The organism is Sphingosinicella terrae, from assembly GCF_003347635.1.
Lineage (GTDB): Bacteria > Pseudomonadota > Alphaproteobacteria > Sphingomonadales > Sphingomonadaceae > Allosphingosinicella > Allosphingosinicella terrae.
The window spans coordinates 18,257-44,985 of the sequence record NZ_QDFY01000010.1; the positions used below are offsets into that span (position 1 = coordinate 18,257).

Genomic DNA, 26,729 nt, shown 5'->3' on the forward strand with positions numbered 1-26,729 from the left:
GCCGGCCGGTTGCATATTTTGCAATCATAGTGAATTTCTTCGCACTTGCACAATAGATGTGCAACTGCGAAAGAGGTCTCGCCTTTCAGGCATCCTCTCCTAAAAACTTTCCAGGCCGGCCTTCGGGTCGGCCTTTTTTTATCTTCCGCAGGCTGGCCGCCGCCCCTTTTTTGAACCGCCGCTTTGACCACCCGTTGTGGGTTCCTATGTGGGGCGCAAGAGGAGGCGAGAGCTGATGGCGGACGAAGAACGCAGGCCGCGGCGCCTGCAGGTCGCGACGATGCGGCCGGACGATAGTGGCCGGGGCATCGCTCGGCTCCCGCGCGCGATGATGAACGAGCTCGGTCTCGCCGAGGGCGACGTCATCGAGCTGATCGGCAAGCGCTCGACGCCGGCTCGTGCCGTGGGCCCCTATCCGGAGGATGAAGGCTTGGCGATCATCCGCCTGGACGGCCTCCAGCGCGCGAATGCGGAGATCGGCTCGGGCGATTTCGTCGAGGTGGCGAAGGCCGAAGCGAAGCCGGCCCAGCGGGTCGTCTTCGCGCCGGCGGTCAAGAATTTGCGTCTTCATGGCTCGGCCCATGCGCTCAAGCGCAGCTTCGGGATGAAGCCGCTCACGGCGGGTGACGTCGTCGCCACCACCGGACAGCAGCAGATCATGCGCGGTGACATCCCGCCCGAGCTGCGCCAGATGCTGACCGCGCCGGCCTACTCGCTGCAGGAGATCCGACTGGTAGTGGTGTCCACGGTCCCCAAGGGGATCGTCCTCATCGACGCCAATACCGAGGTGGAGCTTCGGCCCGAATATACCGAGGCCAAGGAGGCGCGCCGCGCCGACGTCACCTATGACGATATCGGCGGCATCGGCAGCACCATCGACCAGCTTCGCGAGATGGTCGAGCTGCCGCTGCGCTATCCCGAGATATTCGAGCGGCTGGGCGTCGATCCGCCCAAGGGCGTGCTGCTGCACGGCCCGCCGGGCACCGGCAAGACCCGGCTCGCCCGCGCCGTCGCCAATGAAAGCGATGCCAGCTTCTTCCACATCGCCGGTCCCGAGATCATGGGGTCTGCCTATGGCGAGAGCGAGAAGAAGCTGCGCGAGCTGTTCGAGGAGGCCGGCAACGCCGCTCCCTCGATCATCTTCATCGACGAGATCGATTCGATCGCGCCGAAGCGCGGGCAGGTCACCGGCGAGACCGAGAAAAGGCTCGTCGCTCAATTGCTGTCGCTGATGGACGGGCTTGAGCCCCGCCAGAACCTGGTTGTCATCGCTGCGACCAATCGGCCCGAGGCGATCGACGAGGCGCTGCGCCGGCCGGGCCGCTTCGACCGCGAGATCATCGTCGGCGTCCCCGACGAGAGCGGCCGCCGCGAGATCCTCGCCATCCACACGCGCGGCATGCCGCTCGGTGAGGGCGTCGATCTGCCCGAGCTCGCCCGCAAGACCTACGGATTCGTCGGTGCCGACCTCGCTGCGCTCACCCGGGAAGCGGCAATCGAGGCCGTCCGCGGGATCATGCCGGGTCTCAACCTCGAGGACGGCACCATTCCCCCGGAAGTGCTCGACAACCTTTCCGTCACCCGCAAGGACTTCGAGGAGGCGCTGAAGCGCGTCCAGCCCTCGGCGATGCGCGAGGTGATGGTACAGATGCCGACGACGCGCTGGGACGATGTCGGCGGCGTCGACGAGGTGCGCGAGCGACTTCGGGAAGGGGTCGAGCTTCCGCTCCGTCATCCGGACGCCTTCCGCCGGCTCGGCATCCGTCCGGCCAAGGGCTTCCTCCTTTATGGCCCGCCGGGCACAGGCAAGACGCTGCTCGCCAAGGCGACCGCCCGGGAAGCGGAGGCGAACTTCATCGCGACGAAATCGTCGGATCTCCTGTCCAAATGGTATGGCGAGAGCGAGCAGCAGATTGCCCGGCTGTTCGCCCGCGCCCGCCAGGTGGCGCCGACGGTCATCTTCATCGACGAGCTCGACAGCCTGGTCCCGGCCCGTGGCGGCGGCCTCGGCGAGCCCCAGGTGACCGAGCGCGTGGTCAACACGATCCTCGCCGAGATGGACGGGCTCGAGGAGCTGCAGTCGGTCGTGGTGATCGGGGCCACCAACCGACCCAATTTGATCGATCCCGCCTTGCTCCGGCCGGGCCGCTTCGATGAGCTGATCTACGTTCCCGTTCCCGACCGGGCCGGCCGTCGGCATATTTTGGGGATTCACACCAAGGGCATGCCGCTCGCCGCGGACGTCGATCTCGACGACCTCGCCGAACGCGCCCAGCGCTTCACCGGGGCCGACCTCGAGGATCTGGTCCGCCGCGCCGGTCTGTTCGCGCTTCGCGGCTCTATCGAGGCGCGGGACGTGACAATGGCCGAGTTCGAGCGTGCGCTGAAGGAGACCCGTGCCTCGGTCACGCCCGAGATGGAGCGTGACTACGAGCAGATCCAGGCCCATCTCAAGCAGGATGCGCGAAGCGCGAATGCCGGCGGCATCGGCTTCATCCAGCCTGGCATGCTCACTCCGAGGGGCGTGAAGGACTGAACCCGAAGGCGGTCCAGGTCGCGAGCGCTGCCATCAGCACGGCGCTCGCGACGAACGGCACGGGGATTGCGAAGCCGTAGAGCAGCACGCCGAGCGCCGGCGCAGCGACGAACGCGACTCCGTTCACCGACGTGACCATCCCGGCGACGGCATTCTGCTCGTGCGGCGCCACCGCAAGCGACGCGCCGCTGGTGAAGCCCGGCCGGAACAGCCCGAAGCCGAGCGAGGCCAGAGCGAAGCCCATGACGATGCCATAGACGCCGCGCGAGAAACCGGTGACGACCAGCCCCGCCGCCGCCACCAGCGAACCCCAGATGACGAGCTGGCGCGGATCCAGGCCGAGCTGGGGGATCAGCCACCATTGCGCCAGCAGCGAGGCCGCCGCTCCCGCGATCAGCACGATCGCGATCCATTGCTGGGCGTGGTCGAGCGGCAAGGCCAGCCGATCGATCACGAGGAAGCCGATCACGCCAAGCAGCGCGGCATGGCCGTGGCCGCCGGCGGTACCGATGATATGCCACGGCAGCACACGCGGGTCCCGCCACGCCAATCGCGGCGGTGCCGCTTGCTTGCGCCGCGGCCGTGCGGCTGCCGCGCTCGCGGCGGGAGCGGCGGGGCCTCCTCCCACGCCGCCGATGGAGGGATAAGAGACGATCTCGCCCTTGGCCTCGGTCTTTGGCGTGTCGTCGGGAAGCCGAAGCGCCAGCGCCGTCAACACCAGCGCGCCGATCGCGGCGAACACGACCAGCGGGGCCGACAGGCCGAGCGGCTCGAAGATGAAGAGCGGCGCGATCGCCGGACCGATCACGGTGCCGAGGCCGAAGGAGGAGGCGATGGCGGCCAGCGCGCTCGTTCTCTGCTGGCCGTCCGTCCGCGCCGCGATATAGGCCTGCACCGCCGGCGGCGAGGCCGAGCCGAAGGCGCCGTAGATAGTCCGGCCGAGCATGAACACGACGAACACGGTCATTGGCGCTAGCCAGCCTGCCAGTCCGGCGGCCAACGCACCGCCGCAGACCAGCATGGACAGAATGAATCCCCACAGGCCGAGCCGCATCAGGGCTCGCCGGCCGCGCCGGTCGGCCCGATGCGCCCAGTGCGGCGCCGTCACCACCCAGATCAGGGCGGATAGGCTGAACGCCACCGCCACCCAGATGTCGGCGACGCCGAGCTCGCGGCCGATCGCGGGCAACAGCGACTGCATCGCGGTATTGCCCGCCGCCGCGACGAGCATGACCGAAAAGAGCAAGGCGAACCGCTCGCCAGATAGTCCGAACCCGGTCATTAGCCTCGATTTTTTCGGAGGGAAGCTACGCCCGCATGGAGCCTTGGCGGCGCTCGGCGGTTTGACGCCGGACGAGGATGGGGCGCTTGCAGCTTGCCAATCGACCGGCATTTTGCCAACGCACGATCTTTCCGCATTTTCTTGGAAGGCAGCATGTCGGCATCCTGGGACGAAGCACGCAGAGACGGCCGGCTCGCACGAGAGGTGACCGGCGGCCCCCTGTGGCATTTCCTGCGCGGCTTCATCAAGCACCCCGTCATGGTGGGATCGGTGATCCCGTCGTCCAAGGCGGTGATCGACAGGATGCTCGAGCCGGTGGATTGGGCGAATTGCAAGCTGTTCGTCGAATATGGCCCGGGCGTCGGCACCTTCACCGAGCATTTGCTCCAACGAATGGCGCCGGATGCGACCCTCGTCGCGATCGACACGAACCCGGATTTCACCCGCTACCTGCGCCGCAAGTTCGCCGACAGCCGCCTCTTCTCAGTCACTGGCTCGGCGGCCGACGTCCGGCAGATCATCGCCGATTGCGGCTTCGAGCATGCCGATTATATCCTCTCGGGCCTGCCCTTCTCGACCCTCCCGGCCGGTGTCGGACCGCAGATCGCCGAGCAGACCGCGGCGGCCCTGCGTCCCGGCGGCGCCTTCCTGGTCTATCAATTCTCCCCGAAGGTGCGCGAATTCCTGGCACCCCATTTCGACCGCATCGACCGCGGCTTCGAATGGGTTAACATCCCCCCCTGCCATCTCTTCTGGGCCTGGAAGGACTGAGCGGTCCGCGCCGGGTCAGCTCGGCATCGGCTCGCCGCTGAAGTTCAGCTGGTGGGAAATGCGGTAGTCGGCGATCGCGACCAGGAAATAGGCGAAGCCCCATCGCAGCCGATTGAACAAGGTGCGCTGCCCGCGGTGCGCCTCCATCGTGATCTCGATCGACTGCGCGATTTCGCCGTCGACGAAACGGCGCATGGCCTCGGCGAAGGCGGCATCCTCGACCCGCAGCATCATCTCGAGATTCAGATAGAGACTTCGCATGTCGAAATTGGCCGATCCGATGTGAACGACCTCGTCGAGCACGAACAATTTGATGTGCAGCTTGGTCGGCTGATACTCGAAGATCCGCACCCCGCGTTTCAGCAGAAGCCAGTAGCTGTGGCGGGCGGCGCCGATGGTGGCGCTGTTGTCCGACCTCGCGGCGGTGACCAGTCGAACTTTACCGCGCCGGGCCACGTTGCCGCTCCTCCGGAGCAGCGCCGGGCCGGGCGCGAAATAGGCGGCGACGAGATCGAGCCGTTTCGCCGACCTGAGGTCGCGGCGGAAGGCGCGGGCCCATGGGCTCAACCTCCGGGTGGGCCCTCCGAACAGCCAGTGGAGCTTGCCTTCGGTCACGCTGCGGCGGCCGAGGATGCGTCGAAGGTCACGAATCCGCGCGTCGCTTTTCGCCGCCCATCTGAAGAGATCGTCGAAATAGGGCGCGAGGCAGGCGACGCCCGGCCCCTCGACGAGCAGGCCGAGATCTCGCCATGCGCCGCTCTCGATCGTGCCGAAATATTCGTCGGCGATGTTGAACCCGCCGATGATGACCCGGCTGCCGTCGGCGAGAGCGAGCTTCTGATGGTTGCGCAGGAGGTAGCGGCGGCCGAAGCGCGGAACGAAGCGGCAGAAGCGGCAGCCGGCCTCGACCAGTGGCTGGAAGAAGGCTTCGGTGGCGTTGGCTGCGCCGAATCCGTCGACGAGCAGCGACACCGTGACGCCGCGGCGGCATGCCTGCGTCAGGGCGTCGCGCACCCGCCGTCCGGTCGCGTCATTCTCCCAGATGTAATAGAGGATCCGCAGCGTCTCCTGGGCGTCGTCGATGAGCCGGATCAGCGCCTCGAGACGCTGGGCGCCGTCGGGCAGCAGGGTGAGGCGGTTTCCGTCGACCGCGAGCTTCTCTATCGTCGGTTGCTCCTCCATCGTCGTTCCCGCCTACCCCTTTGTCCCTTGAATGGGGAAGAGGCCGCGACGCGGTTGAAGGTGCGCGGCGATCCCTTACAGGCGCAACCGTGTTCGTTTCCCGCCTCAGCCTGACCGATTTCCGCTCCTATCGGGACGCCCTCGCCGCGCCGGGACCCGGTTTCGTCATCCTCACGGGCGAGAATGGGGCCGGCAAGACGAACCTGCTCGAGGCGGTCTCGCTCCTCTCTCCCGGTCGCGGGCTGCGCGGTGCCGCGCTCGCTGACATGGCCCGACGCGGGGGCGGTGGAGGCTTCGCCGTCGCGGCCCGGCTTTCGACGGGAGACGAGGCGATCGATCTCGGCACCGGGACGACGGCGGCCGCGCCAGATAGGCGACAGGTGCGGATCAACGGCGCCGCCGCCGCCGCCAACTCCCTTTCGGAATGGCTGTCGGTGCTGTGGCTGACGCCGCCCATGGACCGGCTGTTCACCGAAAGCGCCTCCGCGCGTCGCCGTTTCCTCGACCGCCTCGTGCTCGCCCTTCGACCCGGTCACGGGCAGCAGGCGAATCGCTACGAGGCGGCGATGCGCGCCCGCAACAAATTGCTGGCGGAGCCGGGTGCGCGCGACACCGCCTGGCTCGGCGCGCTCGAAGCCCGAATGGCCGAACATGGCGCCGCTCTGGCGGAGGCGCGGCGCGAGACCGTCGAGGCGCTCGGGGACCGGCTGGCGGCCGCACCGGAGGGGCCGTTCGCCCGAGCCGGACTGGCGCTCGAAGGGGGTGAGGAGGAGAATCTCGCCGCACGCCTGGCGGCGGGGCGCGAGCGGGACGCCGCGGCCGGCCGCGCGCTGTCGGGGCCGCACCGCACCGACCTCGCCGTCACCCATCTTGGCAAGGGCCAGCCCGCGTCGCTCTGCTCCACCGGCGAGCAGAAGGCGCTGCTCGTCGGCATCATCCTGGCCCATGCGGCGCTCGTCGCCGAGCGCTCCGGTCGCCGGCCGATCCTGCTGCTCGACGAGATCGCCGCCCACCTCGATCCCTCCCGCAGGGCTGCTCTGTTCGAGCGATTGGCCGGGGAGGACGGCCAGGTGTGGATGACGGGCACCGAGCGGAGCCTGTTCGCCGAGGTGCGTGAAGGATCGTGGTACGAGGTCGCCGAGGGAGCGGTGCGAGCCGTCTGACGCGGGCTCCCGCCGGCGCCGCCCGGTCTCGCCGCGAGCCGCGTTTTTCCTTGGGTTTCGGCCCTTTCGACCCTATATCCTGGCTATGGCATCCTCCCCCAATTCAAGCAGCTACGGCGCCGAATCCATCAAGGTGCTGAAAGGGCTCGACGCAGTCCGCAAGCGGCCCGGAATGTATATCGGCGACACCGACGATGGATCGGGCCTCCACCACATGGTGTTCGAGGTTTCCGACAATGCGATCGACGAGGCGCTGGCCGGTCATTGCGACCTCATCCGCATCATTCTCAACCCCGACGGCTCCTGCTCCGTCGAGGATAATGGGCGCGGCATCCCGACCGATATCCACCCCGAGGAGGGAGTCTCGGCGGCCGAGGTGATCATGACCCAGCTCCATGCCGGCGGGAAGTTCGAGAATACGTCGGACGCCAACGCCTATAAGGTATCGGGCGGCCTGCACGGCGTCGGCGTCTCGGTCGTCAACGCGCTCTCCGATATTCTCGATCTCACCGTTTGGCGCGACGGCAAGGAGCATTTCATGCGGTTCCGCGGCGGCGAGCCGGAGGCGCCGCTCAAGGTGGTCGGAGACGCGCCGACAGGCAAGAAGGGCACCAAGGTCACTTTCCTGCCCTCGCCCGCGACGTTCAAGATCACCGAGTTCGACTTCGATACGCTGGAGCATCGCTTCCGCGAGCTCGCCTTCCTGAACAGCGGCGTGCGGCTTGTCCTGACCGACGCCCGGCACGAGGAAGAGAAGAATGTCGAATTGTTCTACGAAGGCGGCATCGCGGCCTTCGTGCGCTATCTCGATCGCGCCAAGACGCCGCTCATCCCGGAGCCCATTTCGGTCACCGGCCAGCGCGACGAGGTAGGCATCGAGGTCGCACTCGAGTGGAATGACAGCTATTACGAGCAGGTCCTCTGCTTCACCAACAACATCCCTCAGCGCGACGGCGGCACCCACCTGGCCGCCTTCCGGGCCGCCCTCACCCGCACGCTCAACAATTATGCCGACAAATCGGGCATGATGAAGCGCGAGAAGGTCAGCCTGACCGGCGACGACATGCGCGAGGGGCTGACGGCGATCGTCTCGGTCAAGCTTCCCGATCCCAAGTTCGGCAGCCAGACCAAGGACAAGCTCGTTTCCTCCGAGGTGCGGCAGCCGCTCGAGAGCCTGATGGCCGACAAGCTCGCCGAATGGCTCGAGGAGAATCCGGCGCACGCCCGCACCATCATCCAGAAGATCATCGACGCCGCAGCCGCGCGCGAGGCGGCGCGCAAGGCGCGCGAAGCGAGCCGCAAGAGCGTGCTCGGCGTCGCTTCGCTGCCGGGCAAGCTCGCCGATTGCCAGGAGCGCGATCCGGCCAAGTCGGAGCTGTTCCTCGTCGAGGGCGACAGCGCCGGCGGCTCGGCCAAGCAGGGTCGCGACCGCCACTATCAGGCGATCCTGCCCCTGCGCGGCAAGATCCTCAACGTCGAACGCGCCCGCTTCGATCGGATGCTGTCCTCGCGCGAGGTGGGCACCCTCATCCAGGCGATGGGCACCGGCATCGGCCGTGACGATTTCGACGTCGAGAAACTGCGCTATCACAAGATCGTGATCATGACCGACGCCGACGTCGACGGCGCCCATATCCGCACTCTGCTGCTGACCTTTTTCTACCGCCAGATGCCGCAGATCATCGAGCGCGGGCATCTCTTCATCGCCCAGCCGCCGCTCTACAAGGTCGCCAAGGGACGTTCCGAGGTCTATCTCAAGGACGATGCCGCGCTCGACGAGTATCTCGTCCAGGCGGGCATTGGCGGGATGGTGCTGGAGACGGCGGAGGGCGCGCGCTCGGGCGACGATCTGCGCGGCCTCGCCGACCATGCCCGGCGTATGCGCAGCCTGATGCGCTACGTGCCGCGCCGCTATGATCCCGCGATCATCGAGGCGGTGGCGCTGGCGGGCGCACTCGATCCGCTGCTGGATGGCACCGGTCGTGCCGGTGCGCTGGCGCGAGCGGCCGAATGGCTGAACCTCGGAGAAAGCGGGTCGGGCGAAGGCGGGAGATGGACCGCCGAGGTTGGCGCGGACGGAGATTTTCTGATCCGCCGCCTGTGGCGCGGGGTCACCGACCACCATGTCGTCGACCACAAGTTCCTGGTCTCGGCCGAGGCTCGCAAGCTGCATGGCCTCGCCGCCGAGCAGGCGGAGGCCTATGCCAAGCCGTCGCGTTTGGTCTCGGTCAAGCTGGCCCAGGCCGCTGCCGCCGAATCCGACGAGGCCGGGACGGAATCGACCGACGACGAGGCCGACGATCAGCCCGCCATCCCGACCAAGGGCGCGCGGGTGACGCGGCCAAGCGAGCTGCTCGAGGCGATCCTCGCCGCCGGCCGCAAGGGGCTCTCCGTCCAGCGCTACAAGGGTCTCGGTGAGATGAATGCGGAGCAGCTCTGGGAGACCACGCTTGACCCGGCCAACCGCTCGCTGCTGCGCGTCGAGATCGCCCAGGCCGACTTGGCCGACGAGATCTTCACCCGCCTGATGGGCGACGTGGTCGAACCGAGGCGCGACTTCATCCAGGAGAATGCGCTCAACGTCGCGAACCTCGACGTTTAGGGCGAACTACTCCGGCCGTCCCCGATACTTCCTTGCGAAGCTGTCGAATACAGCGACAGGTCTTGCCATTTTCATGGCTGTCGCCAACAATCGCGCAATGGCAGCCGCTCGCTCTCGTGCGCGCGACCGGGCCGGGTCGCTCCTCGGCGCCGTCCTCGTCCAGGGGACGATCGCGGCGATCCTGCTTTGGGGGCTGAACGTCTCGCTGGCGGTTTCCGACCAGTCGCAGCTGGAGCCCGTTCGTCTGATCGATCCTCCTTCGGCTGAGCCCGCCGAGGACACTCCTTCCACAATCTTGCGCGACGAACCCGTCGAGAGGGCGAGGCCAAGGAAGGCAGAGGATGGCGGCCCTTCCCATGTGGATCGGCCTGTTCCACCGACATTGGAGCCAGCACCGCGTTCAGCCGAGGCCCCGGTGACGCAAATGACCTCGATCCCTGAAGTCCGGGCGGAAAATCCGTCGACGGCGACGGCAAGCGGAACCGGTGGCACTATGGATTCAGGGGCGGGCGGGAGCGGCGGCGGCGAACGCCTAGGGGGTGATGGCGGCGCTGCCGCCGAGGACCGGCTCAGCCAATATCGGGGACGCGACCGAAGCCGCCCTGCCCGGCATATAGGGGGAACCATCACTGACGCGGATTATCCCGCTATTCCCGCCATGGCCGGGATCGGCGGCACCGTACGTGTCGTGATCACGATCACCGCTCATGGTCGCGCCCGGGACTGCCGCGTGGCGCGGTCAAGCGGCAATGCTTTCCTCGATACCGCGACCTGCGAGTTGATCGAACGTCGCTACAGGTTCGCGCCCGCCCGAGGGCGGGATGGGCGGCCTGTCGTGTCCCGGGTCACCCAATATCATTATTGGATCACCCGCCGCTGAGGCCTCGCGCGCGCCTTTTGTCGAACCGGATAATGTCTTGGTCGAAGCGGCCGGGCCTCGACCACCGGTCGGTGCGACCCCGAAACGGGAGGAAAAGGCGATGCGCAGGTGGTTCATCACTATGATGCTTGCCGGAATCCTGGCGGGTTGCGGAAGTGGCGGCGGCGAGCAAGCGAAGGCTGGTAACGACCAGAGCGCGAATGCCGTCGCGCCCACCCTGCCGGACTCCCCCGTCATTCCAGAATATGTGACGGCCGCGCTCGCCGATCCCGAGCGGGCCGCGCACCGAAATGCCGACGAGCGCCGCAGGCCCGGCGAACTGATCGCCTTGTCCGGCCTGAAGGCGGGTGACCGCGTCCTCGATCTCATCCCCGGCGACGGCTATTGGACGCGGATCTTCAGCCGGATTGTCGGTCCCGAGGGACGCGTCCATGCCGTCTGGCCGCAAAACTACGCCCGCTACTCGGAAGGAAATGTCGCGACGCTGCGCCAACTCGCCGCCAGCCCTCATTATGCCAATGTCCGCGTCGAGGTGCAGTCGAACCCGATCCTGACCGCGAGCGAGCCGCTCGACATGGTGTGGACCTCCCAGAATTATCACGATTATCCCGACGAGTTCATGGGCCGCATCGATCCGGCACAGCTGAACCGCGCCGTCTTCGCCATGCTCAAGCCCGGCGGCACCTTCTTCATCATCGATCACGCTGCCGAGTCGGGGTCGGGCATGCGCGATACCGAGCAGCTCCATCGGATCGACCCGGAGACGGTCCGCCAGCAGGTCGAGGCGGCCGGCTTCGAATATCTCGGCTCGAGCAACATCCTGCGCAATCCGGCCGACGATCATCGCAGTCCCGTGTTCGAACCCGCGATACGCGGCCGCACCGACCAGTTCGTGATGAAGTTCAGGCGCCCGGCCTGACCGACCGACCTCATTTTTGGCCGCTGGCGAATGGCTGCCGCTCGGCCAGTTCCGTCAGCCGCACGAACTCGCGGCGCCAGAAATCGTCGCTCCGCGCGCGCAGGGCCAGCGCGCGGGCATCGGCGAAGCTGAAGCGCCCCAGGTTCGTGTCTCCGCGGAGCAACTGACCGTAGGCCGCGACGGCGGCGGCGAATGCGCTGTCGCCGGTCGGCGCCTGCGCCGTTTGCACCAGCCCGGCTCGCACCGGCTGCTCGATCAGACGCGAGTCGGTCTCGCCAGGCAGCTTGTAGCGCAGGCGCAGATAGGCGAGCTCGTCGGACGGCGCACCTTCTGCCGTGCGGCGATTGGCAGGGTAGCGCCGTTCGGGCAGCCAGCCGCGGCCACCCGCCGGGACGATCTCGTACAGCGCGGTGACCTGGTGGCCGGCGCCGATATCTCCGGCATCGACGCGGTCATTGTCGAAATCCTCCTCCGCCAGCGTCCGGTTCTCATAGCCGATCAGGCGATATTCGCTGACATGAGCGGGATTGAACTCGACCTGGATCTTCACGTCCTGGGCGATGGTGAACAGGGTGGAGGCGAGCTCCTCGTCGAGCACCTTCTGCGCCTCCCGCGCCGAATCGATATAGGCGTAATTGCCGTTCCCGTGATCGGCGATCTGCTCCATCATCGCTTCGTTGTAATTGCCGGTGCCGAAGCCGAGGGTGGTCAGAGTGATGCCGCCCTCGCGCTCGCGCTCCACCATGTCGACCAATGTTTCGTTGCTGGTGACGCCGACGTTGAAGTCGCCGTCGGTGGCGAGCACGACCCGGTTGATTCCGCCTCGGATCATGTTCGATCGGGCGGTCTGGTAGGCGAGCTGGATGCCGGCCGCGCCCGCGGTCGATCCGCCTGCGCGCAAACGGCCGAGCGCTTCCATCACCTGGGTGCGGCTCGAGGTCGGCTCAAGCACGAGTCCGGCCGCGCCGGCATAGACGACGATTGCCACCCGATCCTGCCGCTCGAGCCGGCTCGCCAGCAAGGCGAGCGAGCATTGCACGAGCGGCAGCTTGTCGGGCGTCGCCATCGATCCCGACACGTCGATCAGGAAGACGAGGTTAGCCGGCGGTCGGCCCTCGCCGCCCAGATCGTAGCCGCGCAGGCCGATGCGCAGCAGCCGGGTCTCCCCGTTCCAGGGCGTCGTCGTCATGTCGGTGCTGATGCTGAACGGCCGCGTCCGATCCTCCGGCTTGGGATAATCGTAGCGGAAGTAGTTCAGCATCTCCTCCGTGCGCACCGCAGCCTGAGGCGGCAGCCTGCCGGCGTTCAGCATCCGCCGGACATTGGCATAGCTGCCGGTGTCGACGTCGACGCCGAAGGTCGAGACCGGGGCGTCCGCAACGGCCTCGATCTGCGCGACTTCCTCGCCGGCATAGCGTTCGCGATCTTCGCTCGGCAGCCGACGGACCGGGCTCATCGGCATCGGCGCGACAGAGACCCGACCGAGAGCCCGCTCCTGCGTCACCACCGGCGACGGAGCGGAGGGCGGCGGGGGCGGAGCCGATCGCAACGCGCCGGAGAATCCGCGGCCGCGGCCGCCGACATAGCCGCCGTCGCCATCCCGCCAATCGCGGATGAAGGGCGCGCAGATCTCGTCGGGATCGATATTCGCCGGAGCGCGCGCCGAAGGCTGGGCGGCGGCGTCGGGCAGCGGGGTCGGCGGAAGGCCGCTGATCAGCAAGGCCGAGATCGAAGCCAGGACGAGCGCGCGCATGATCCATCTCCCGCGATTTATGTGATACTATCTCATCCGCAGGCCTGAATGGCGGCTGAATTGTCCATGGCGCCTGCCAGGCGTCGAGCGGCTAGCGCCCGGCGCGGTGCAGCCGCACCACCTCCTCCACCGGCAGTGCCTCGATCCGGCCGCGATGACCGTCCGTCGTCTCCGCCGCGAACATCGAGTTCAGCACCGCCTCTTCCGTCGCTTCGACGACCGCCTGGAACAGCGGTGTCACCGCCTCGTTCGGCAGCTCCTCGAAAGTTGCCGCCGCCGCTCGTCGAGCGGCCGTCCGCCGCCCCCCTTCATGCGTCGAGAAGGCGATCGCATAGTCGCCGGAGCCGTTGGTCATCGGTGAGCCGGTTCGGCCGATGCCGAGGAACGCCCGGCGGGCCAGCCGCTCGAGATTGCGGTCGGAGAGCGGCGCATCGGTGGCGATGACGACGATCACCGATCCGTCGCCGGACTGCGTCTCGAGCGCCTGGCGCATCATGTAGCGGCCGAGCGCCTCGCCGACGCGGATTCCGTCGACACTGAGCACGCCGCCATAATTGGTCTGGACGAGCACACCGACGGTCCAGCCGCCCAGCACGGCTGGCAGCCGGCGCGAGCTGGTGCCGATGCCGCCCTTCCAGTCGAAGGCGATGGTTCCCGTCCCCGCTCCGACCGCGCCTTCGGCCACCGGCCCGCCTCGGGCCGCCGCAATGGCGGCGACGCCATCTGCCGGCGTGACCCGCCGCGCCCGGATGTCGTTGAGATAGCCGTCATTGGTCTCGCCGACGACGGCGTTCACCGACCGAACCTCCTCGTTGCCAGGCTGGCGCAGCGTCCAGTCGACGATCGCCGACGCCGCCTCCGGCACGTTCAGCGTGTTGGTGAGCAGGACCGGCGTCTCGATCTCCCCCAGTTCGGCGATCTGGGTGGAGCCCATAAACTTGCCGTAGCCATTGCCGACGGCGAAGCCGGCCGGGACCTTGTCCTGATAGAGATTGCCGCCATGCGGCAGGATCGCGGTCACTCCGGTCCGGATGTTCTGCCCCTCGACGAGCGTGACATGGCCGACCCGAACGCCGGCGACGTCGGTGATCGCGTTCAACGGCCCTGGCGGGAGGATGCCGATCTCGATCCCCGCCTCCCGGGCGCGCGGGCGGGCGTCGATCATGGCCGGAACAAGAAGCAGGGTGGCGGCGAGGAGTAAGCGGGCAAGCACGGTCCCTCCGAAAGCTGGTGGCGATTGCCCCTCTCTATCCCCCCGTCCATTTCGAGGGGAGGGGGACCAGCTGAAATCCGGTGGAGGGGACGAGCCCCCTCAACCGCGTTTCGTGCGGTCCCCCTCTCCTGCAAATGCAGGGGAGGAAAGGCAGAGGGACAAACTCCTCCTGATCCGGCTATAATGGCGCAGTGCACGAGAACGGCACCTTCTGGCCCACGGTCTTCTTGATCGGCACCACTCTCACCTCGGCTACCTTGGCAGCCGGTCTTCACCACCTGCGCTTTTCTCCGCTTCTCTCCGGCGTCCTCGGCGGCGTAACTCCGGCGGCCATCATCCTGGCCGTGGCAACCATGCTCGAGAGCCAGGCTTCGGTCGGGGGATTTGCCTTGCTGGTGGGTACCCTCTTCGCGGCTGCGATCTTGACGTTTGGGATCCCCGCCGCGGCTCTTGCCACTATTCTGTCAGTGCAGCTGAGCCGCGATCCGGATGAACTCTCCTGAGGATCTTTGCGCGTCGGGTAATCACCGCGTTCTGCAATCGGGATTGTAGACATATCCGACGGCACGCACCGTCTTGATGCAATCCGGCTTGGCCGGATCGATCTCGATCTTTCGCCTTATCCGGGTGACCCGGGTGTCTATCGACCGGTCGAACGGCTCCATCTCCTTGCTGTGGGCAAGGTCGAGCAACTGGTCCCGGCTGAGCACCCGTCGCGGATTCTCGGCGAAAGTGCGCAGCAGATCGAACTCCATCGACGTCAACGGGACCTCGGTTCCGTCGGCCTCGAACAGGAGGCGGGTGTCGAGATTGAGGCGGCAGCGGCCCATCTGGACCTCGCGGCCCATGGTAGCGGCATCGCCGCCGCCGCTGCCTCGCGCGCGCCTGAGCACGGCCTTCACCCGAGCGAGCAGCTCGCGCGGATTGAAGGGCTTGGTGACATAATCGTCGGCGCCCACCTCCAAGCCGACGATCTTGTCGAGATCGTCGCTGTTGGCCGTCAGCATGATGATCCCCGCCGGGCCGGCTCCCCTGATCTCCCGCGCCAACGTAAGACCGTCCTCACCGGGCATGTTGACGTCGAGAAGGGCGAGATCGATCGGTCGTGCCGCCATCACTTCCCGCAGGCCGGCGCCGCCCTCGGCTTCGGTGACGGCGAAGCCGTTGCGGCGGAGATATTCCGCCACCGTCTCGCGCACGTCGGGATCGTCGTCGACCACGACGATATGGGCCGCTTCGCTCATCCGCCCGTCCTCCCGCCTTCAGCGCCCCGCCGGGACGAGTGCCGCCAACACCGCCCTGATGCCGGCTTTGGTGAAGGGCTTCTCGAGCACCGGGCGCCCGCATCCGCGCAGGAACTCGCCCATGCTGTCTCCCATCGTGTCACCGGTGACGAAGGCCATTCGCTTCACAAGCTGCGGCCGGATCTCGCACAGCCGGTCGAACAGCTCGGGGCCGCTGAGCAGCGGCATCCGCAGGTCGGAGAAGAGCAGGTCGAACTCGCCATGGTCGAGGGCGAAGAAGGCTTCGGTGCCGTTACCGGCGAGCGTCACCTCATAGCCTTCGCGCTCGATGAGCTCCTTGAGCGTCTCGGCGACATCCGGCTCGTCCTCGACCACCAGGCAGCGCCTTCGCGACGGGACGATCTCCGGAAGCACCGCCTCGCGCTGCGGCACGATGGTGATCGGATCGCCCGGCGCCGCGGGCAGCTCGATCCGGAAATGGGCGCCCCGTCGGCTGGGCTCGACGACGATGGTGCCGCCATGGGCCGCGACGATGCCTTGAGAGAAAGACAGGCCGATGCCGGTGCCGATGCTGCCACCGCCGCTGCCATGCTTCTTCGTGGTGAAGAACGGCTCGAAGATCCGATGTCGCATCGTCTCCGGCACGCCCGGTCCGGTATCCGTCACGTCGAGCAGCACCCGTCCGGCCTGGTTGACCGAGGTGCGGATCGTGAGGATCTTCTCGAAGGCTTCGCCTTTCTCCATCGCCTGCTGGGCGTTGACGATCAGGTTCACCAGCACCTGGTGCAGCTGATCGCGGTCTCCGGCAACCGTAGGGAGGCCGGTGCCGAAATTGACCCGAACCGCGATCCCGGATGTGCGAAGCCCATAATCGGTGAGCTCGAGCGCCGAGGCGATGACATCGTTTAGGCTGACCAGCTCGACCTTGCGCTCGCGCTGTCGTGCCATGGCGAGGAAGGTCTGGACGATGCGCGCGCAGCGTTCCGCGGCGCTGCCGATCCGGATGGCGCGCTGCTCCAGCGGCGTGCCCGCAGCATCTTCCGCCAGCATCTCGGCCTGACCGACGATCGCGGCCAGCGGGTTGTTGAGCTCGTGGCTGACCCCGGCGAGCAATGCGCCGAGCGACGCAAGCTTTTCCGATTGGACGAGCGCGTCGCGCGACCGCGCCAGCTCTTCCTCCGCCCGCTTGCGCTCGGTGACGTCGAGATGGATGCCGTGAACCGACCGCGCGACTCCGCTTTCGTCGCGCTCTGCCGTGCCGAGCGCATAGACCCACCGCACCTCGCCGTCGGGACGGACGACGCGATACTCGATCCCGAGCGATTCGTGGGGAAATCCCTGATAGTAAGGCGCCGACAGCCGTTCCCAGTCTTCCGCGTGGATCCGTTCCTTCAGCGTAAGGACGTCGATCGGCTGATGCGCGGGGATTCCGTAAATCCGGCGCGATCGCTCCGAATACCAGATGGTGCCGCTCGTCGGACTGAACGTCCAGGCGCCGAGATTGGCGCCTTCGATGGCGAGCTCGAGCTGCCGACGGGTATTCTCCAGCTCCTCGTCCCGGGCGGCGTCCGCCGATCGGTCGCGGATGTTGGCCGTGAAGACCCGGCGTCCGTCGATCGCGATTTCGAGGATGGTGAGCTCCACCGGGATGAGCCGACCGTCCTTGTGCATCCCCTCTATCTCGATGCGCTTGCCGACCACCCGCGGCGCTCGCCCGGCGAGATAGGCGGAGAAGCCTTGGCGATGGGCCTCGCGCAGATGTTCCGGCACAATGAGCTCGGCGATCGATCGGCCGATCGCTTCCTCGGCGGAATAGCCGAAAAGGCCTTCGGCGGCAGGATTGAGCCCGAGCACGACCCCACGATCATCGGCCACCAGCACCGCGTCGAGCGAGGAGCTGACGACCGCAGCCTTGATCGGATCGAGATCGGCTGGCCTGAGCATTTCATCCCCCGAGGTGAAACCCCGCATGCCTTCGCATATAGCATCTTCGCGGGCGCCGCAGGAACCCCGCGGCGCAAGCCGGCACGCTGTAACAGTTGAAACACTTTTCCTCTTGCCGCGGCATTCGTGGGCAACGGGGCACGGTCAGAACGTCTCTTGCCGCCCGGTTGGCGGATTGAGGGAGTAAGACGATGACGACGAGTAACGAGAAAAGAAAGAGCCGCCTGCGCATGGTCCTGTTGGCCGCCGCGGCGCTCGGCAGCAGCTCCACGATGATGAGCGGCATGCTTGCCAGCTTCGCCGCCCAGCATTCGGTCGACGCCCAGATGGCGCAGCGCGCGTGAGCTGCCGGACCGGGAGAGACAGGGCCATGGGCCATGAATTCAGCTTCCGCGACGTTCTGACCGTATCGGCGCGGATCGGCTGGACGATCGAGGACGTGCTGCCCGACGGCGCCGTCCTCGATTTCGGCCGGCCCTTCCTGCCGGAGACGCTGGCCCGGACCGGCGGGATCGGCTTTCTCGACCCGGCCGAGAAGAGGCTGCTCAACCAGATCAGGGGACATGAATATCTCGCCATGTTCGGCTTGGTCGAGGAGTTCATCCTCCCCTTCGTGCTCGATCATGCCCGGCCGCAGCTGGGAGGGATTTCGAGCCGGCCCGGAGCGGCTGGCGCCTCGGAAATACCGGCTGATATATCGAGCGGCCCGCGGTCCCCCGGCATCGCCGATCGCGACCAGGACGATCACAAGGTCCGTGCTCTGCTCCAGTTCGCCAGCGAGGAAGCCAAGCACATCCACCTTTTCAAGCGCTTCCAGGCGCTGTTCACCGACAGCTTCGCCACGCGGTGCGAGATGATCGGGCCGCCGCAGGCGATCGCTGCCGAAGTGCTTCGCCACGATCCGCTCGCCGTCGCCCTGGTCATCCTCCAGGTCGAGTGGATGACCCAGGCCCATTATCTGGGCAGCGTGCGCGACGACGGCGACATGGATCCCCTGTTCAAGAGCCTATTGCGGCACCATTGGATGGAGGAGGCGCAGCACGCCAAGCTCGATACCCTGATGGTCGAGGCTCTGGCGCAGGACCGCGACGGCGCCGGCATCGCCCGTGCGATCGACGAATATTTCGAGATTGCCGCCTTTCTCGACGCCGGCCTCGCCGCCCAGGCCCGGATGAACCTCGATGCCTTCGAGCGCGCCTCGGGACGTCGGCTCACCGCAGCCGAGCGGGAAGCGCTCGAGCCCGGCCAGCATCAGGCCCTGCGCTGGACCTATCTCGGCTCGGGCATGACCCACCCCCGCTTCACCGCGACCCTCGCCCACCTCTCGAACGACGCGCGCGACCGGATCGCCGCCGCCGCACCCGCCTTCAGCTGAAATCATCACCAAGGAGAAAGCCCGTGATCGATACCCCTCCCCGCACCACCATCAACGGAATCGACCTGGAAGCGATCGAGAAGATGGCCGCGACCATCCAGACCAATGCCGCGTGCGGGTCAGCCGCCTTTCGCGTCCGCACCGAATGGAAGGGACAGACTCGGTCCGAATCGACAGTCGAATCCTTCACCTGCGCGGGCGAGGCGATCCGGCGCAGCTTCACCATCGTCTCCGACGAGCCGCGCGAGCTGCTCGGCACCGATTCCGCCCCGAACCCTCAGGAACTGCTCCTGTCGGCGCTCAACGCCTGCATGATGGTCGGCTATGTCGCCCAGGCTTCGGTCCGCGGGATCACGCTCGAGGATTGCCGGATCGAGACGGACGGCGAGCTCGACCTGCGCGGTTTCCTCGGCCTCGACGAGGATGTCCCCCCCGGCTATCGCCGGATCAACTATACCGTCTATCTCGAGGGCGATGGCACCCCCGAGCAATATGAGGAGATCCACCAGGCGGTGATGGCCACCTCACCGAACTATTTCAACCTGGCCCAGCCCGTGCAGATGTGCGGAAGGCTCGCCTGAAGACCACAGGCTGCGTTCCGATGGCATCGGAACGGCCGCTCCAGGTTATGGGATGGCCGCGATTTTCGAGTCGTCGGACGATAATTTCTGACTGCAGATCGCTCTCGTCGAAGCTCCCTCGGCGCCAGCCCTATTCCGTCCGCACGGTCGTCCCGGGGACGGGCCCGGCTACCGGCTCGGCCAGGAACTCGCGCAAGTGCCGGAGCAGCATCGGCCAGGCGGGCTCGCTTTCGAGCACGAGGTGATTGCCGCTGTCGAGGCCGACGAAGCGCGCCCCGGGGATCATGGCCGCCATGGCGCGGCCGGCCGAGAATGGCACCACTGAATCTCGGCGGCTGTGCATGACCAGGGTCGGCACCGCCACCTTCGGCACCAGGTCGCGGACGTCGATCTCTCCGAGCACCCGTTGCAGCCTTTGCGCGCCCTCCGGCGAGGCGGAGACGCGCTGCAGCTCGTTGAACCAATCCGCCTGCTCGACGGTCGCTCCGGGAAAGTAGAGGGTGGTGAACATCTGCCGGAAGGCAGGATTGTCCTGCCCCCAGCCGGTCCGGGTAAGGGTGATCATCGCTTCGCGCCGCGCAATCTCCTCGGGATCGCCGCGCACCGACCAGCCCATCGTGTAGCCGCCGACCAGCACCATCCGCTTGACCCGCTCGGGATGACGGACCGCATAGGCGATCGATACGGCGCAGCCTTGCGATATGCCGAGCAGGTCGAATCGATCGAGCCCCGCGGCGTCGACCACCGATTCGAGATCGCTGACGAACGCCTCGAAGGACAAATCCTTCACCTTCCAGTCGGACAGACCGTTTCCCCGCTCGTCGTAGCGCAGCAGGCTGTGCTCGCGGGTGAGCTCGCGCAGCCAATGGCGCCAGATCGGGCTTTCCCATTCATATTCGATATGATTGAGCCAGTTGGCCGTCTTCACCAGCGGCGGGCCGTCGCCGATGCAGGCGTAAGCGATGCCGGTGCCGTCGGGTGCCGTGCAGAAGCGGATGTGCTGGACGAGAGGTGGCGGTTCGGGACCCGCGCCTCGCTGCGCAACCGGGCGGAGCAATCCGGCCGGTACCGGGACCGCGGCGGCTTCGAGCGCCGCGACGGCGATCTGGCGCTGCTCTTCGGACTCGCCGCGTCGGCCCGACTCGGCGAGGGCGTCGATCAGCCCGAGCCGAGCCATCTCGTCGAATGGATCCAGCTCGACGAGCCGACGCAGCGTCGCGGCGCGCGCCGCTGCGTCGCCGCCATCCGCCAGACGACGGAGAAGGGTGATCTGAAGCTGCCGGACATTTTCGCGCTCGGCCGCGCACCACCGCTCGAACCCTTCGCAACGCGGCAGGTCGAGCCCGTCGCAGAAGATTTCGCCGCAGCGCTCTTCCAGCAGCCGCACTGAGCCTTCATCTTCATGCTCGGCGTGGGTCCGAAGCCTCGCCAGGTCGAGCTCGACATCTTCGAGATCGATCGCGACATGTTCGTGGTCGGCGACGAGCCGCTTGCGCTCGTCATCGTCCAGCAGCTGACGCAGCTTGCTGAGGCTCCATCGCAGCGCGCCTTTCGGATCGTCCGGCACGTCCCAGAAAAGGCCGCAAAGATGCTCTCTCCGATGCGGCCTTGCGGTGGCGGCGAGATAGGCGAGCAGCGCCCGCGTCTTTCGCGACGGCGGCAGCGGGCACGGACTGCCGTCCCGCAGCAAGGTGACTTCGCCGATCAGGCGCAGCTCGAGCGACCCGGCCTTCATCCATCGTCCCGATGCGTGTGAATCGGCCCGCCTGCCGATCCCACGGCAATTCAACGCCTGTTTCCACGCCGGGTCAAATGCCGCGGCGCCATGGGCCTTCCATCGAAGCTGCGCCGGTCCCAGCCCCGGCGGGCGGCGCAATGACCAGGGGGAGAGGCTCGGTGCATCACAATTTCAATTTCCGCGACGTTCTGACCGTATCGGCGCGGATCGGCTGGACGATCGAGGACGTGTTGCCCGAGGGCGCCGTCCTCGATTTCGGCCGGCCCTTCCTGCCGGAGACGCTGGCCCGGACCGGCGGGATCGGCTTTCTCGACCCGGCCGAGAAGAGGCTGCTCAACCAGATCAGGGGACATGAATATCTCGCCATGTTCGGCCTGGTCGAGGAGTTCATCCTCCCCTTCGTGCTCGATCATGCCCGGCCGCAGCTGGGAGGGATTTCGAGCCGGCCCGGAGCGGCTGGCGCCTCGGAAATACCGGCTGATATATCGAGCGGCCCGCGGTCCCCCGGCATCGCCGATCGCGACCAGGACGATCACAAGGTCCGTGCTCTGCTCCAGTTCGCCAGCGAGGAAGCCAAGCACATCCACCTTTTCAAGCGCTTCCAGGCGCTGTTCACCGACAGCTTCGCCACGCGGTGCGAGATGATCGGGCCGCCGCAGGCGATCGCTGCCGAAGTGCTTCGCCACGATCCGCTCGCCGTCGCCCTGGTCATCCTCCAGGTCGAGTGGATGACCCAGGCCCATTATCTGGGCAGCGTGCGCGACGACGGCGACATGGATCCCCTGTTCAAGAGCCTATTGCGGCACCATTGGATGGAGGAGGCGCAGCACGCCAAGCTCGATACCCTGATGGTCGAGGCTCTGGCGCAGGATCGCGACGGCGCCGGCATCGCCCGTGCGATCGACGAATATTTCGAGATTGCCGCCTTTCTCGACGCCGGCCTCGCCGCCCAGGCCCGGATGAACCTCGATGCCTTCGAGCGCGCCTCGGGACGTCGGCTCACCGCGGCCGAGCGGGAAGCGCTCGAGCCCGGCCAGCATCAGGCCCTGCGCTGGACCTATCTCGGCTCGGGCATGACCCACCCCCGCTTCACCGCGACCCTCGCCCACCTCTCGAACGACGCGCGCGACCGGATCGCCGCCGCCGCACCCGCCTTCAGCTGAAACCTCCGGGAGCCCGATATGCTCGACGTCACCAGAAGACCGCCCATCAACGGCATCGATCTCGCCGCGCTCGACGACCAGGTCGAAACGATCGGCAACGATCCGACGCAGGCGGTGGTCCGGTTCCGGGTCAGCACCCGCTGGACCGGGCAGACGCGATCGGAGTCGACCGTCGAAGGCTATGCGATAGGCGGCCGCGACGTGGCCCGTCGCTTCAAGATCGTCGCCGACGAACCCTATGAGTTGCTCGGCACCGATTCGGGCCCCAACCCGCAGGAGCTGCTGATGGCGGCGCTCAACGCCTGCATGACGGTCGGCTATGTCGCCCAGGCCGCGTTACGCGGGATCACGCTCGAGGATTGTCGCATCGAGACCGACGGCGAGCTCGACCTGCGCGGCTTCCTCGGCCTCGAGGAGGATGTCCCGCCGGGCTATCGCCGCATCGACTATGTCGTCCATCTCGAAGGCGACGGCACGCGCGAGCAATATGAGGAGATCCACCGCGCCGTGCTGGCAACGTCGCCCAACCATTTCAACCTGTCACGGCCGATCGAGCTTGCCGGCCGATTGGCCTGATTCGCCCCTTCTCCCTCGCCCCCTTTCCCCCGTGCGAGCGGAGTCTCCTGCGGCTTCGGCGCTGACGCGCCGGAGCCGCTTTCGTCCGTGCCGAAGCCTCAACGTCGGATGACCTGCTGCACCTTACGCCGGTCGAGCAATCCCAGCCGCTCGGTCTGCAGGCGCAGGATCGTCGCCGCGTCGAGCCGCCACAGGCGTTGCGCCAGCTCGCGTCGATCGCCTGATGGCGATCGGGCGATACTTGCGTTGATCTGCCGCGCGAGTTCCCGCTTCTTCCACATCGCGCGAGCCTCCGATTCGAAATTATCGTGCAGGGCCTCGCCTGAAAAGTCGCGCTGGCGGGCGAGCAGGAGCGCATTGCGGACCGCATCCGGCAATGTCCTTCCGGTGGCGGGCTGGACGAAGCCGCCGCGTAGGCCGAGCTTGGCGACCCGGGCTCCCCCGATGCGCCAGAAGGCGCCGAAATCGCCGCCGGTCGGAAGCGGACGGGCCGTCGCGACCTCCGAATCCGCTTCGGCGGGCTTCCATCGGCGCAGGCTCAGATAATTGGCAAGCCGCGCCTGGGCGCGCTGGTCGGGCTGCGCCTGTTCCGAAATCAGCACCTGCGCCAGGCGCAGCCGGTCGTCGCCGATCGGAAAGGCCTGGACGAAGTTGAAGCCGGGGCCCTGGTCCACCGTTCCGTCGATCAGCAATGGGCGGTCGAGCCCGTGCGGCGACGTCAGTCGGACCGAGCGCTCGATCCGCGTTTCCCAAAGCAGGTCAAGCATCGACAGGTTGGCGGCGCCGCGCGCGTCGATCGCGCCCTCGGCCCGGATCGTCTCCCCGCCCTCGAGTTCGAGCGCATCGCCGCGCACGGCGACGATCCGGGTGCCGAGCCGATACTGGTCCGGCTGCAGGGCCTCGACCATCGCCCGGTGCAGGCTCCTCGCCTCGATTCCGAGAAGAGGGCTTTTCAGGTTCCGGCTGAGCTCGGGAAAGGCGATGTAGAATCCGGGCCAGCTTTGGGATGCGATCGGCTGGACCAACCCCAGCTCCGCCGGCTCGAGCTCCGCCTCGAACAGCAGATGGAAGCCGTCACCGCCGAATTGCGGCCGCTCCTCGACGATCATCAGCGGAATCTCGGGCCGAAGCCGGACCATCGCGAGAGCCGCCAGGCAGCCAGCGACGCCGCCGCCGGCTATCAGCACCCCCTCACGTCTCCCCCGCGCCATGAATCGGGACATAGCTCAATGCCGCCGCCGCCGCCACGGCGTGACGCGTGTACAGGCCCGATCCGGGACTCGAGCCGTGTCAGGACCGGTCATTGATACGTCGCGAATATCCTTCGGGCCGACGAAGGGCCGGCGCCAGGAAGGCACGGTACGGGGTGTCCCGCGTTCACCGCTGACCAACCCTCCGGGAGGAAGTAAGCTTATGTTCCGCAAGTCAGTAGCCGCGTTAGCCGCCGTCGCCTTCGTTGCAAGCCCGGTCCTGGCGCAGGCGTCTTCTGCGCCGGTCGCCGCCGTGCAACGCGCCGGTCCCGCGACCGGGGATTCGAGCCAGCTGGCTGGTGGTCCCATCCTTCCGCCCATCCTCGCGGCCACGATCATCATCCTCGGCATTTTGATGGCGACCGGCGTCGTCTTCGATAACGACGATTCCGATCCGGTCAGCCCCTGATCGGCTGGTTCGAAGTTCAGCCGGCGGGTCCTTCGAGATCGGACTCCGCCGGCGGCGTCTCTCTCATGGCCGCCACTCGTACCGGCATAGGTCATCATCCTGGGCCGTCGCTCTTCCGGCGCTGGTTGGGAGAGGCGCTCCCGGGACAGCCGCGGGCTACCGAGATTCGGATCGGTCTTCGACGCAGGATGCAGCCGATGTAACGGCGATTCGGGCTATTCCCCGCCACATCGTGGAACTATTGCACAAAGGGTGAACGAGGCCCCGCTCCGCAAGATCATCCATGTCGACATGGATGCCTTTTTCGCCAGCGTCGAGCAGCGCGACAATCCCGATCTGCGCGGCAGGCCGGTGGCGGTCGGCGGGCCTACCGCGCGCGGGGTCGTCGCTGCGGCCAGCTACGAAGCGCGGCGCTTCGGGGTCCGGTCGGCCATGCCGTCCGTGACGGCGAGGCGGCGTTGCCCGGATCTCATATTCGTGAAAGCGCGCTTCGATGCCTATCGGGAAGTCTCGCGGCAGATCCGGGCGATCTTCGCCGAATACGCCCCGCTGGTGGAGCCGCTGTCCCTGGACGAGGCCTATCTCGACGTTACCCACGACCTCCAGGGCATCGGCATCGCCACCAGGATAGCCGAGGAGATCCGCGCCCGAATCCGGGCCGACACCGGTCTCACCGCCAGCGCCGGCGTTTCCTACAACAAGTTCCTCGCCAAGCTGGCCAGCGACCAGAACAAGCCGGACGGTCTGTGCGTCATCACGCCGGCACGCGGCGCCGCCTTCGTCGCCTCGCTCCCGGTCAAGCGCTTCCACGGCGTCGGCCCGAAGACCGCGGCAAAGATGGCGGGGCTCGGCATCGAGACGGGCGCGGACCTTCGCGATCGCAGCCTCGACTATCTTCTGCAGCATTTCGGCAGCGCCGGCCGCCACTATCACGACCTCGCCCGCGGCATCTGCCACCGCGAGGTGAAGCCGGACCGGCCGTACAAGTCGATCGGCGCCGAGGACACCTTCTTTGACGATCTGACCGGGGAAGCCGCATTGGTGGCGGAGCTCGACCGGATCAGCGCCACCGTGTGGCGCCGGATCGAGGAGAAGGGAATCGTCGGCCGAACCGTCACCCTGAAGGTCAAATATCAGGACTTCCGTATCGTTACCCGCGCCCGCAGCCTCGATCGCCCGGTGGCCGGCCGCGCGGAGTTCCTCGACATCGGCTGCGCGCTGTTGCGCACGCTCCTGCCCTCGCCAAAGGGCATCCGCCTGCTCGGCCTCACGCTCTCCAACCTTGGTGAAGCGGCGGCACAGGCCGGCGGCCCGATCGAGCTGGAGCTTCCATTGCCGCCGGCGGTCTGAATGCCATCCTTTGCTATTCCCGGAAGCGTGTTAGCCTTCTGGTCGCGTATCATCGTCGAGTTCGTCAGCTTCTTCGGCAGTCAGGAAATCGCGGGCTACTTCGTCTCACGACTCTGGACTACGCCATGACGGCGCTGCTTAGCGGCATGCCCGTCGGTGACCTGTTGGCCGGCGTGGACATTGCCCTTCCATGCGGTCGCCTTCGCCGGAACCTGAATCGCCTATCTGCGGTCAACGCCTCGCCAACTTATCTCGGGCCGATGACCTGGACGAGGCAGCGAAGGTACTCAGCTGATCCGAACTACAGCGTCTCCACCTCGTGCGAGCGCATGACGATCTGCTCCTGTTCGAAGCGTTGTTCCAGCTCGGCGCGATAGTCTCCCCACCAGTGCCGGTCTAGCACATCGGTCATCACCTCGACGAGCACGATCTCGTCGCGGCTTCGCCCTTCGTCCGCCTGCCAGATTCCTTCGGCGGGCGCGCGCGTGAAGGCGGTGACTCCGCCGTACCGCTCGACCATCTCCTCGCGCACTTGCGCGAACAGCTCGCGCCCGAAGGTGCGCCCTTCATTATCGCGCAGCGGAAGCAATATCTCGACAAGATGCACGAATGGACAACGCGCCGGGCTTCCTTCCGGCTCCGCCCCAGCCTATGGAGGGCCATTCCCCGGGGGGCCGCTGGACCGCGGCTGAGAGTCGGCAAGGACGCCGAGACCCGTCGAACCTGATCCGGTTAGCGCCGGCGTAGGGAGGGTTGAGTCCAAGCCAGGCCTCCGCCCTCCCGTTCAAGGAGAGTGAA

Annotated in this window: 23 protein-coding genes and 1 riboswitch; of the genes, 14 read left to right on the plus strand and 9 right to left on the minus strand. The window is 67.0% G+C overall.

Going from position 1 to position 26,729, the window contains the following annotated elements; translation table 11 throughout:
- The first annotated feature begins 235 nt into the window (after nt 1–235).
- Nucleotides 236–2,536: a CDC48 family AAA ATPase gene (locus DDE10_RS17085; RefSeq protein WP_114954005.1), complete on the plus strand. Its 2,301-nt coding sequence runs from the start codon at nt 236–238 to the stop codon at nt 2,534–2,536.
- Here the strand turns inward: DDE10_RS17085 and DDE10_RS17090 are convergent.
- A complete protein-coding gene (locus DDE10_RS17090) occupies nt 2,511–3,818 on the minus strand; it encodes an MFS transporter (protein ID WP_114954006.1) in 1,308 nt (435 codons plus the stop codon). The two genes, DDE10_RS17085 and DDE10_RS17090, sit on opposite strands and share 26 nt — an antisense overlap.
- 153 nt (nt 3,819–3,971) lie before the next feature.
- Between DDE10_RS17090 and DDE10_RS17095 the strand changes: the two genes are divergently transcribed.
- Nucleotides 3,972–4,589: a class I SAM-dependent methyltransferase gene (locus DDE10_RS17095; protein WP_114954007.1), complete on the plus strand. Its 618-nt coding sequence runs from the start codon at nt 3,972–3,974 to the stop codon at nt 4,587–4,589.
- Between the two features lie 15 nt (nt 4,590–4,604).
- On the opposite strand, the gene DDE10_RS17100 is transcribed toward DDE10_RS17095, so the two are convergent.
- The gene (locus DDE10_RS17100) at nt 4,605–5,771 is read right to left on the minus strand and encodes a phospholipase D-like domain-containing protein (protein ID WP_114954008.1); all 1,167 of its coding nucleotides are present in this window, start codon (nt 5,769–5,771) and stop codon (nt 4,605–4,607) included.
- 89 nt (nt 5,772–5,860) lie between these two features.
- On the opposite strand from DDE10_RS17100, the gene recF reads away from it, so the two are divergent.
- The 4 genes from recF (at nt 5,861) to DDE10_RS17120 (ending at nt 11,335) form a co-directional block, all read left to right on the plus strand.
- On the plus strand, nt 5,861–6,934 hold the full coding sequence (recF, locus tag DDE10_RS17105) for a DNA replication/repair protein RecF (protein ID WP_114954009.1): 1,074 nt from the start codon (nt 5,861–5,863) through the stop codon (nt 6,932–6,934).
- Nucleotides 6,935–7,019: 85 nt separating this feature from the next.
- On the plus strand, nt 7,020–9,536 hold the full coding sequence (gyrB, locus tag DDE10_RS17110; RefSeq protein ID WP_114954010.1) for a DNA topoisomerase (ATP-hydrolyzing) subunit B: 2,517 nt from the start codon (nt 7,020–7,022) through the stop codon (nt 9,534–9,536).
- A gap of 73 nt (nt 9,537–9,609) precedes the next feature.
- Entirely contained in the window at nt 9,610–10,416 is an 807-nt protein-coding gene (locus tag DDE10_RS23895) for an energy transducer TonB (protein ID WP_284734728.1), read from the plus strand.
- 100 nt (nt 10,417–10,516) lie between these two features.
- Entirely contained in the window at nt 10,517–11,335 is an 819-nt protein-coding gene (locus tag DDE10_RS17120) for a class I SAM-dependent methyltransferase (protein ID WP_284734729.1), read from the plus strand.
- A 10-nt stretch (nt 11,336–11,345) separates the two neighbouring features.
- Here DDE10_RS17120 and DDE10_RS17125 read toward each other — a convergent pair whose 3' ends face one another.
- Complete coding sequence (locus DDE10_RS17125; RefSeq protein ID WP_114954011.1) at nt 11,346–13,088, minus strand: vWA domain-containing protein; 1,743 nt, start codon at nt 13,086–13,088, stop codon at nt 11,346–11,348.
- A 91-nt stretch (nt 13,089–13,179) separates the two neighbouring features.
- Entirely contained in the window at nt 13,180–14,301 is a 1,122-nt protein-coding gene (locus DDE10_RS17130; RefSeq protein ID WP_432653740.1) for a DmpA family aminopeptidase, read from the minus strand.
- 191 nt (nt 14,302–14,492) lie between these two features.
- Between DDE10_RS17130 and DDE10_RS17135 the strand changes: the two genes are divergently transcribed.
- A complete protein-coding gene (locus DDE10_RS17135; RefSeq protein WP_114954012.1) occupies nt 14,493–14,804 on the plus strand; it encodes a hypothetical protein in 312 nt (103 codons plus the stop codon).
- Between the two features lie 21 nt (nt 14,805–14,825).
- Here the strand turns inward: DDE10_RS17135 and DDE10_RS17140 are convergent, their stop codons facing one another.
- The gene (locus tag DDE10_RS17140) at nt 14,826–15,545 is read right to left on the minus strand and encodes a response regulator (RefSeq protein WP_114954013.1); all 720 of its coding nucleotides are present in this window, start codon (nt 15,543–15,545) and stop codon (nt 14,826–14,828) included.
- Nucleotides 15,546–15,563: 18 nt separating this feature from the next.
- Nucleotides 15,564–17,489, minus strand: a complete 1,926-nt coding sequence (locus DDE10_RS17145) for a hybrid sensor histidine kinase/response regulator (protein WP_162806695.1) — start codon at nt 17,487–17,489, stop codon at nt 15,564–15,566.
- Between the two features lie 191 nt (nt 17,490–17,680).
- Here DDE10_RS17145 and DDE10_RS23540 point away from each other — a divergent pair, with 191 nt between their 5' ends.
- From DDE10_RS23540 to DDE10_RS17155, 3 genes are read left to right on the plus strand one after another with little or no spacing between them, the layout of a single operon-like run.
- The gene (locus DDE10_RS23540; RefSeq protein ID WP_162806696.1) at nt 17,681–17,833 is read left to right on the plus strand and encodes a hypothetical protein; all 153 of its coding nucleotides are present in this window, start codon (nt 17,681–17,683) and stop codon (nt 17,831–17,833) included.
- A 26-nt stretch (nt 17,834–17,859) separates the two neighbouring features.
- Nucleotides 17,860–18,864, plus strand: coding sequence for a diiron oxygenase (locus DDE10_RS17150; RefSeq protein ID WP_114954015.1), 1,005 nt, complete (start codon nt 17,860–17,862; stop codon nt 18,862–18,864).
- 23 nt (nt 18,865–18,887) lie between these two features.
- Entirely contained in the window at nt 18,888–19,445 is a 558-nt protein-coding gene (locus tag DDE10_RS17155; protein ID WP_284734730.1) for an OsmC family protein, read from the plus strand.
- Nucleotides 19,446–19,575: 130 nt separating this feature from the next.
- Here the strand turns inward: DDE10_RS17155 and DDE10_RS17160 are convergent, their stop codons facing one another.
- Nucleotides 19,576–21,180, minus strand: coding sequence for a bifunctional AfsR/SARP family transcriptional regulator/alpha/beta hydrolase (locus DDE10_RS17160; protein ID WP_284734731.1), 1,605 nt, complete (start codon nt 21,178–21,180; stop codon nt 19,576–19,578).
- Between the two features lie 140 nt (nt 21,181–21,320).
- Between DDE10_RS17160 and DDE10_RS17165 the strand changes: the two genes are divergently transcribed.
- Together DDE10_RS17165 and DDE10_RS17170 are read left to right on the plus strand one after the other, a co-directional pair.
- Nucleotides 21,321–22,346 (plus strand): diiron oxygenase, encoded by a 1,026-nt coding sequence (locus DDE10_RS17165; protein ID WP_114954016.1) that lies wholly within the window; start codon nt 21,321–21,323, stop codon nt 22,344–22,346.
- Nucleotides 22,347–22,364: 18 nt separating this feature from the next.
- Nucleotides 22,365–22,922 (plus strand): OsmC family protein, encoded by a 558-nt coding sequence (locus tag DDE10_RS17170; protein ID WP_114954017.1) that lies wholly within the window; start codon nt 22,365–22,367, stop codon nt 22,920–22,922.
- Nucleotides 22,923–23,020: 98 nt separating this feature from the next.
- Here DDE10_RS17170 and crtY read toward each other — a convergent pair whose 3' ends face one another.
- Nucleotides 23,021–24,109, minus strand: coding sequence for a lycopene beta-cyclase CrtY (gene crtY, locus DDE10_RS17175; protein ID WP_162806697.1), 1,089 nt, complete (start codon nt 24,107–24,109; stop codon nt 23,021–23,023).
- A 226-nt stretch (nt 24,110–24,335) separates the two neighbouring features.
- Between crtY and DDE10_RS17180 the strand changes: the two genes are divergently transcribed.
- Together DDE10_RS17180 and dinB are read left to right on the plus strand one after the other, a co-directional pair.
- A complete protein-coding gene (locus DDE10_RS17180) occupies nt 24,336–24,581 on the plus strand; it encodes a hypothetical protein (RefSeq protein WP_114954019.1) in 246 nt (81 codons plus the stop codon).
- Nucleotides 24,582–24,833: 252 nt separating this feature from the next.
- Nucleotides 24,834–25,931: a DNA polymerase IV gene (dinB, locus tag DDE10_RS17185; RefSeq protein ID WP_284734732.1), complete on the plus strand. Its 1,098-nt coding sequence runs from the start codon at nt 24,834–24,836 to the stop codon at nt 25,929–25,931.
- 301 nt (nt 25,932–26,232) lie between these two features.
- Here the strand turns inward: dinB and DDE10_RS17190 are convergent, their stop codons facing one another.
- A complete protein-coding gene (locus DDE10_RS17190; protein WP_114954020.1) occupies nt 26,233–26,538 on the minus strand; it encodes a hypothetical protein in 306 nt (101 codons plus the stop codon).
- Between the two features lie 50 nt (nt 26,539–26,588).
- A riboswitch (TPP riboswitch) is annotated at nt 26,589–26,698 on the plus strand.
- Nucleotides 26,699–26,729: the final 31 nt, after the last annotated feature.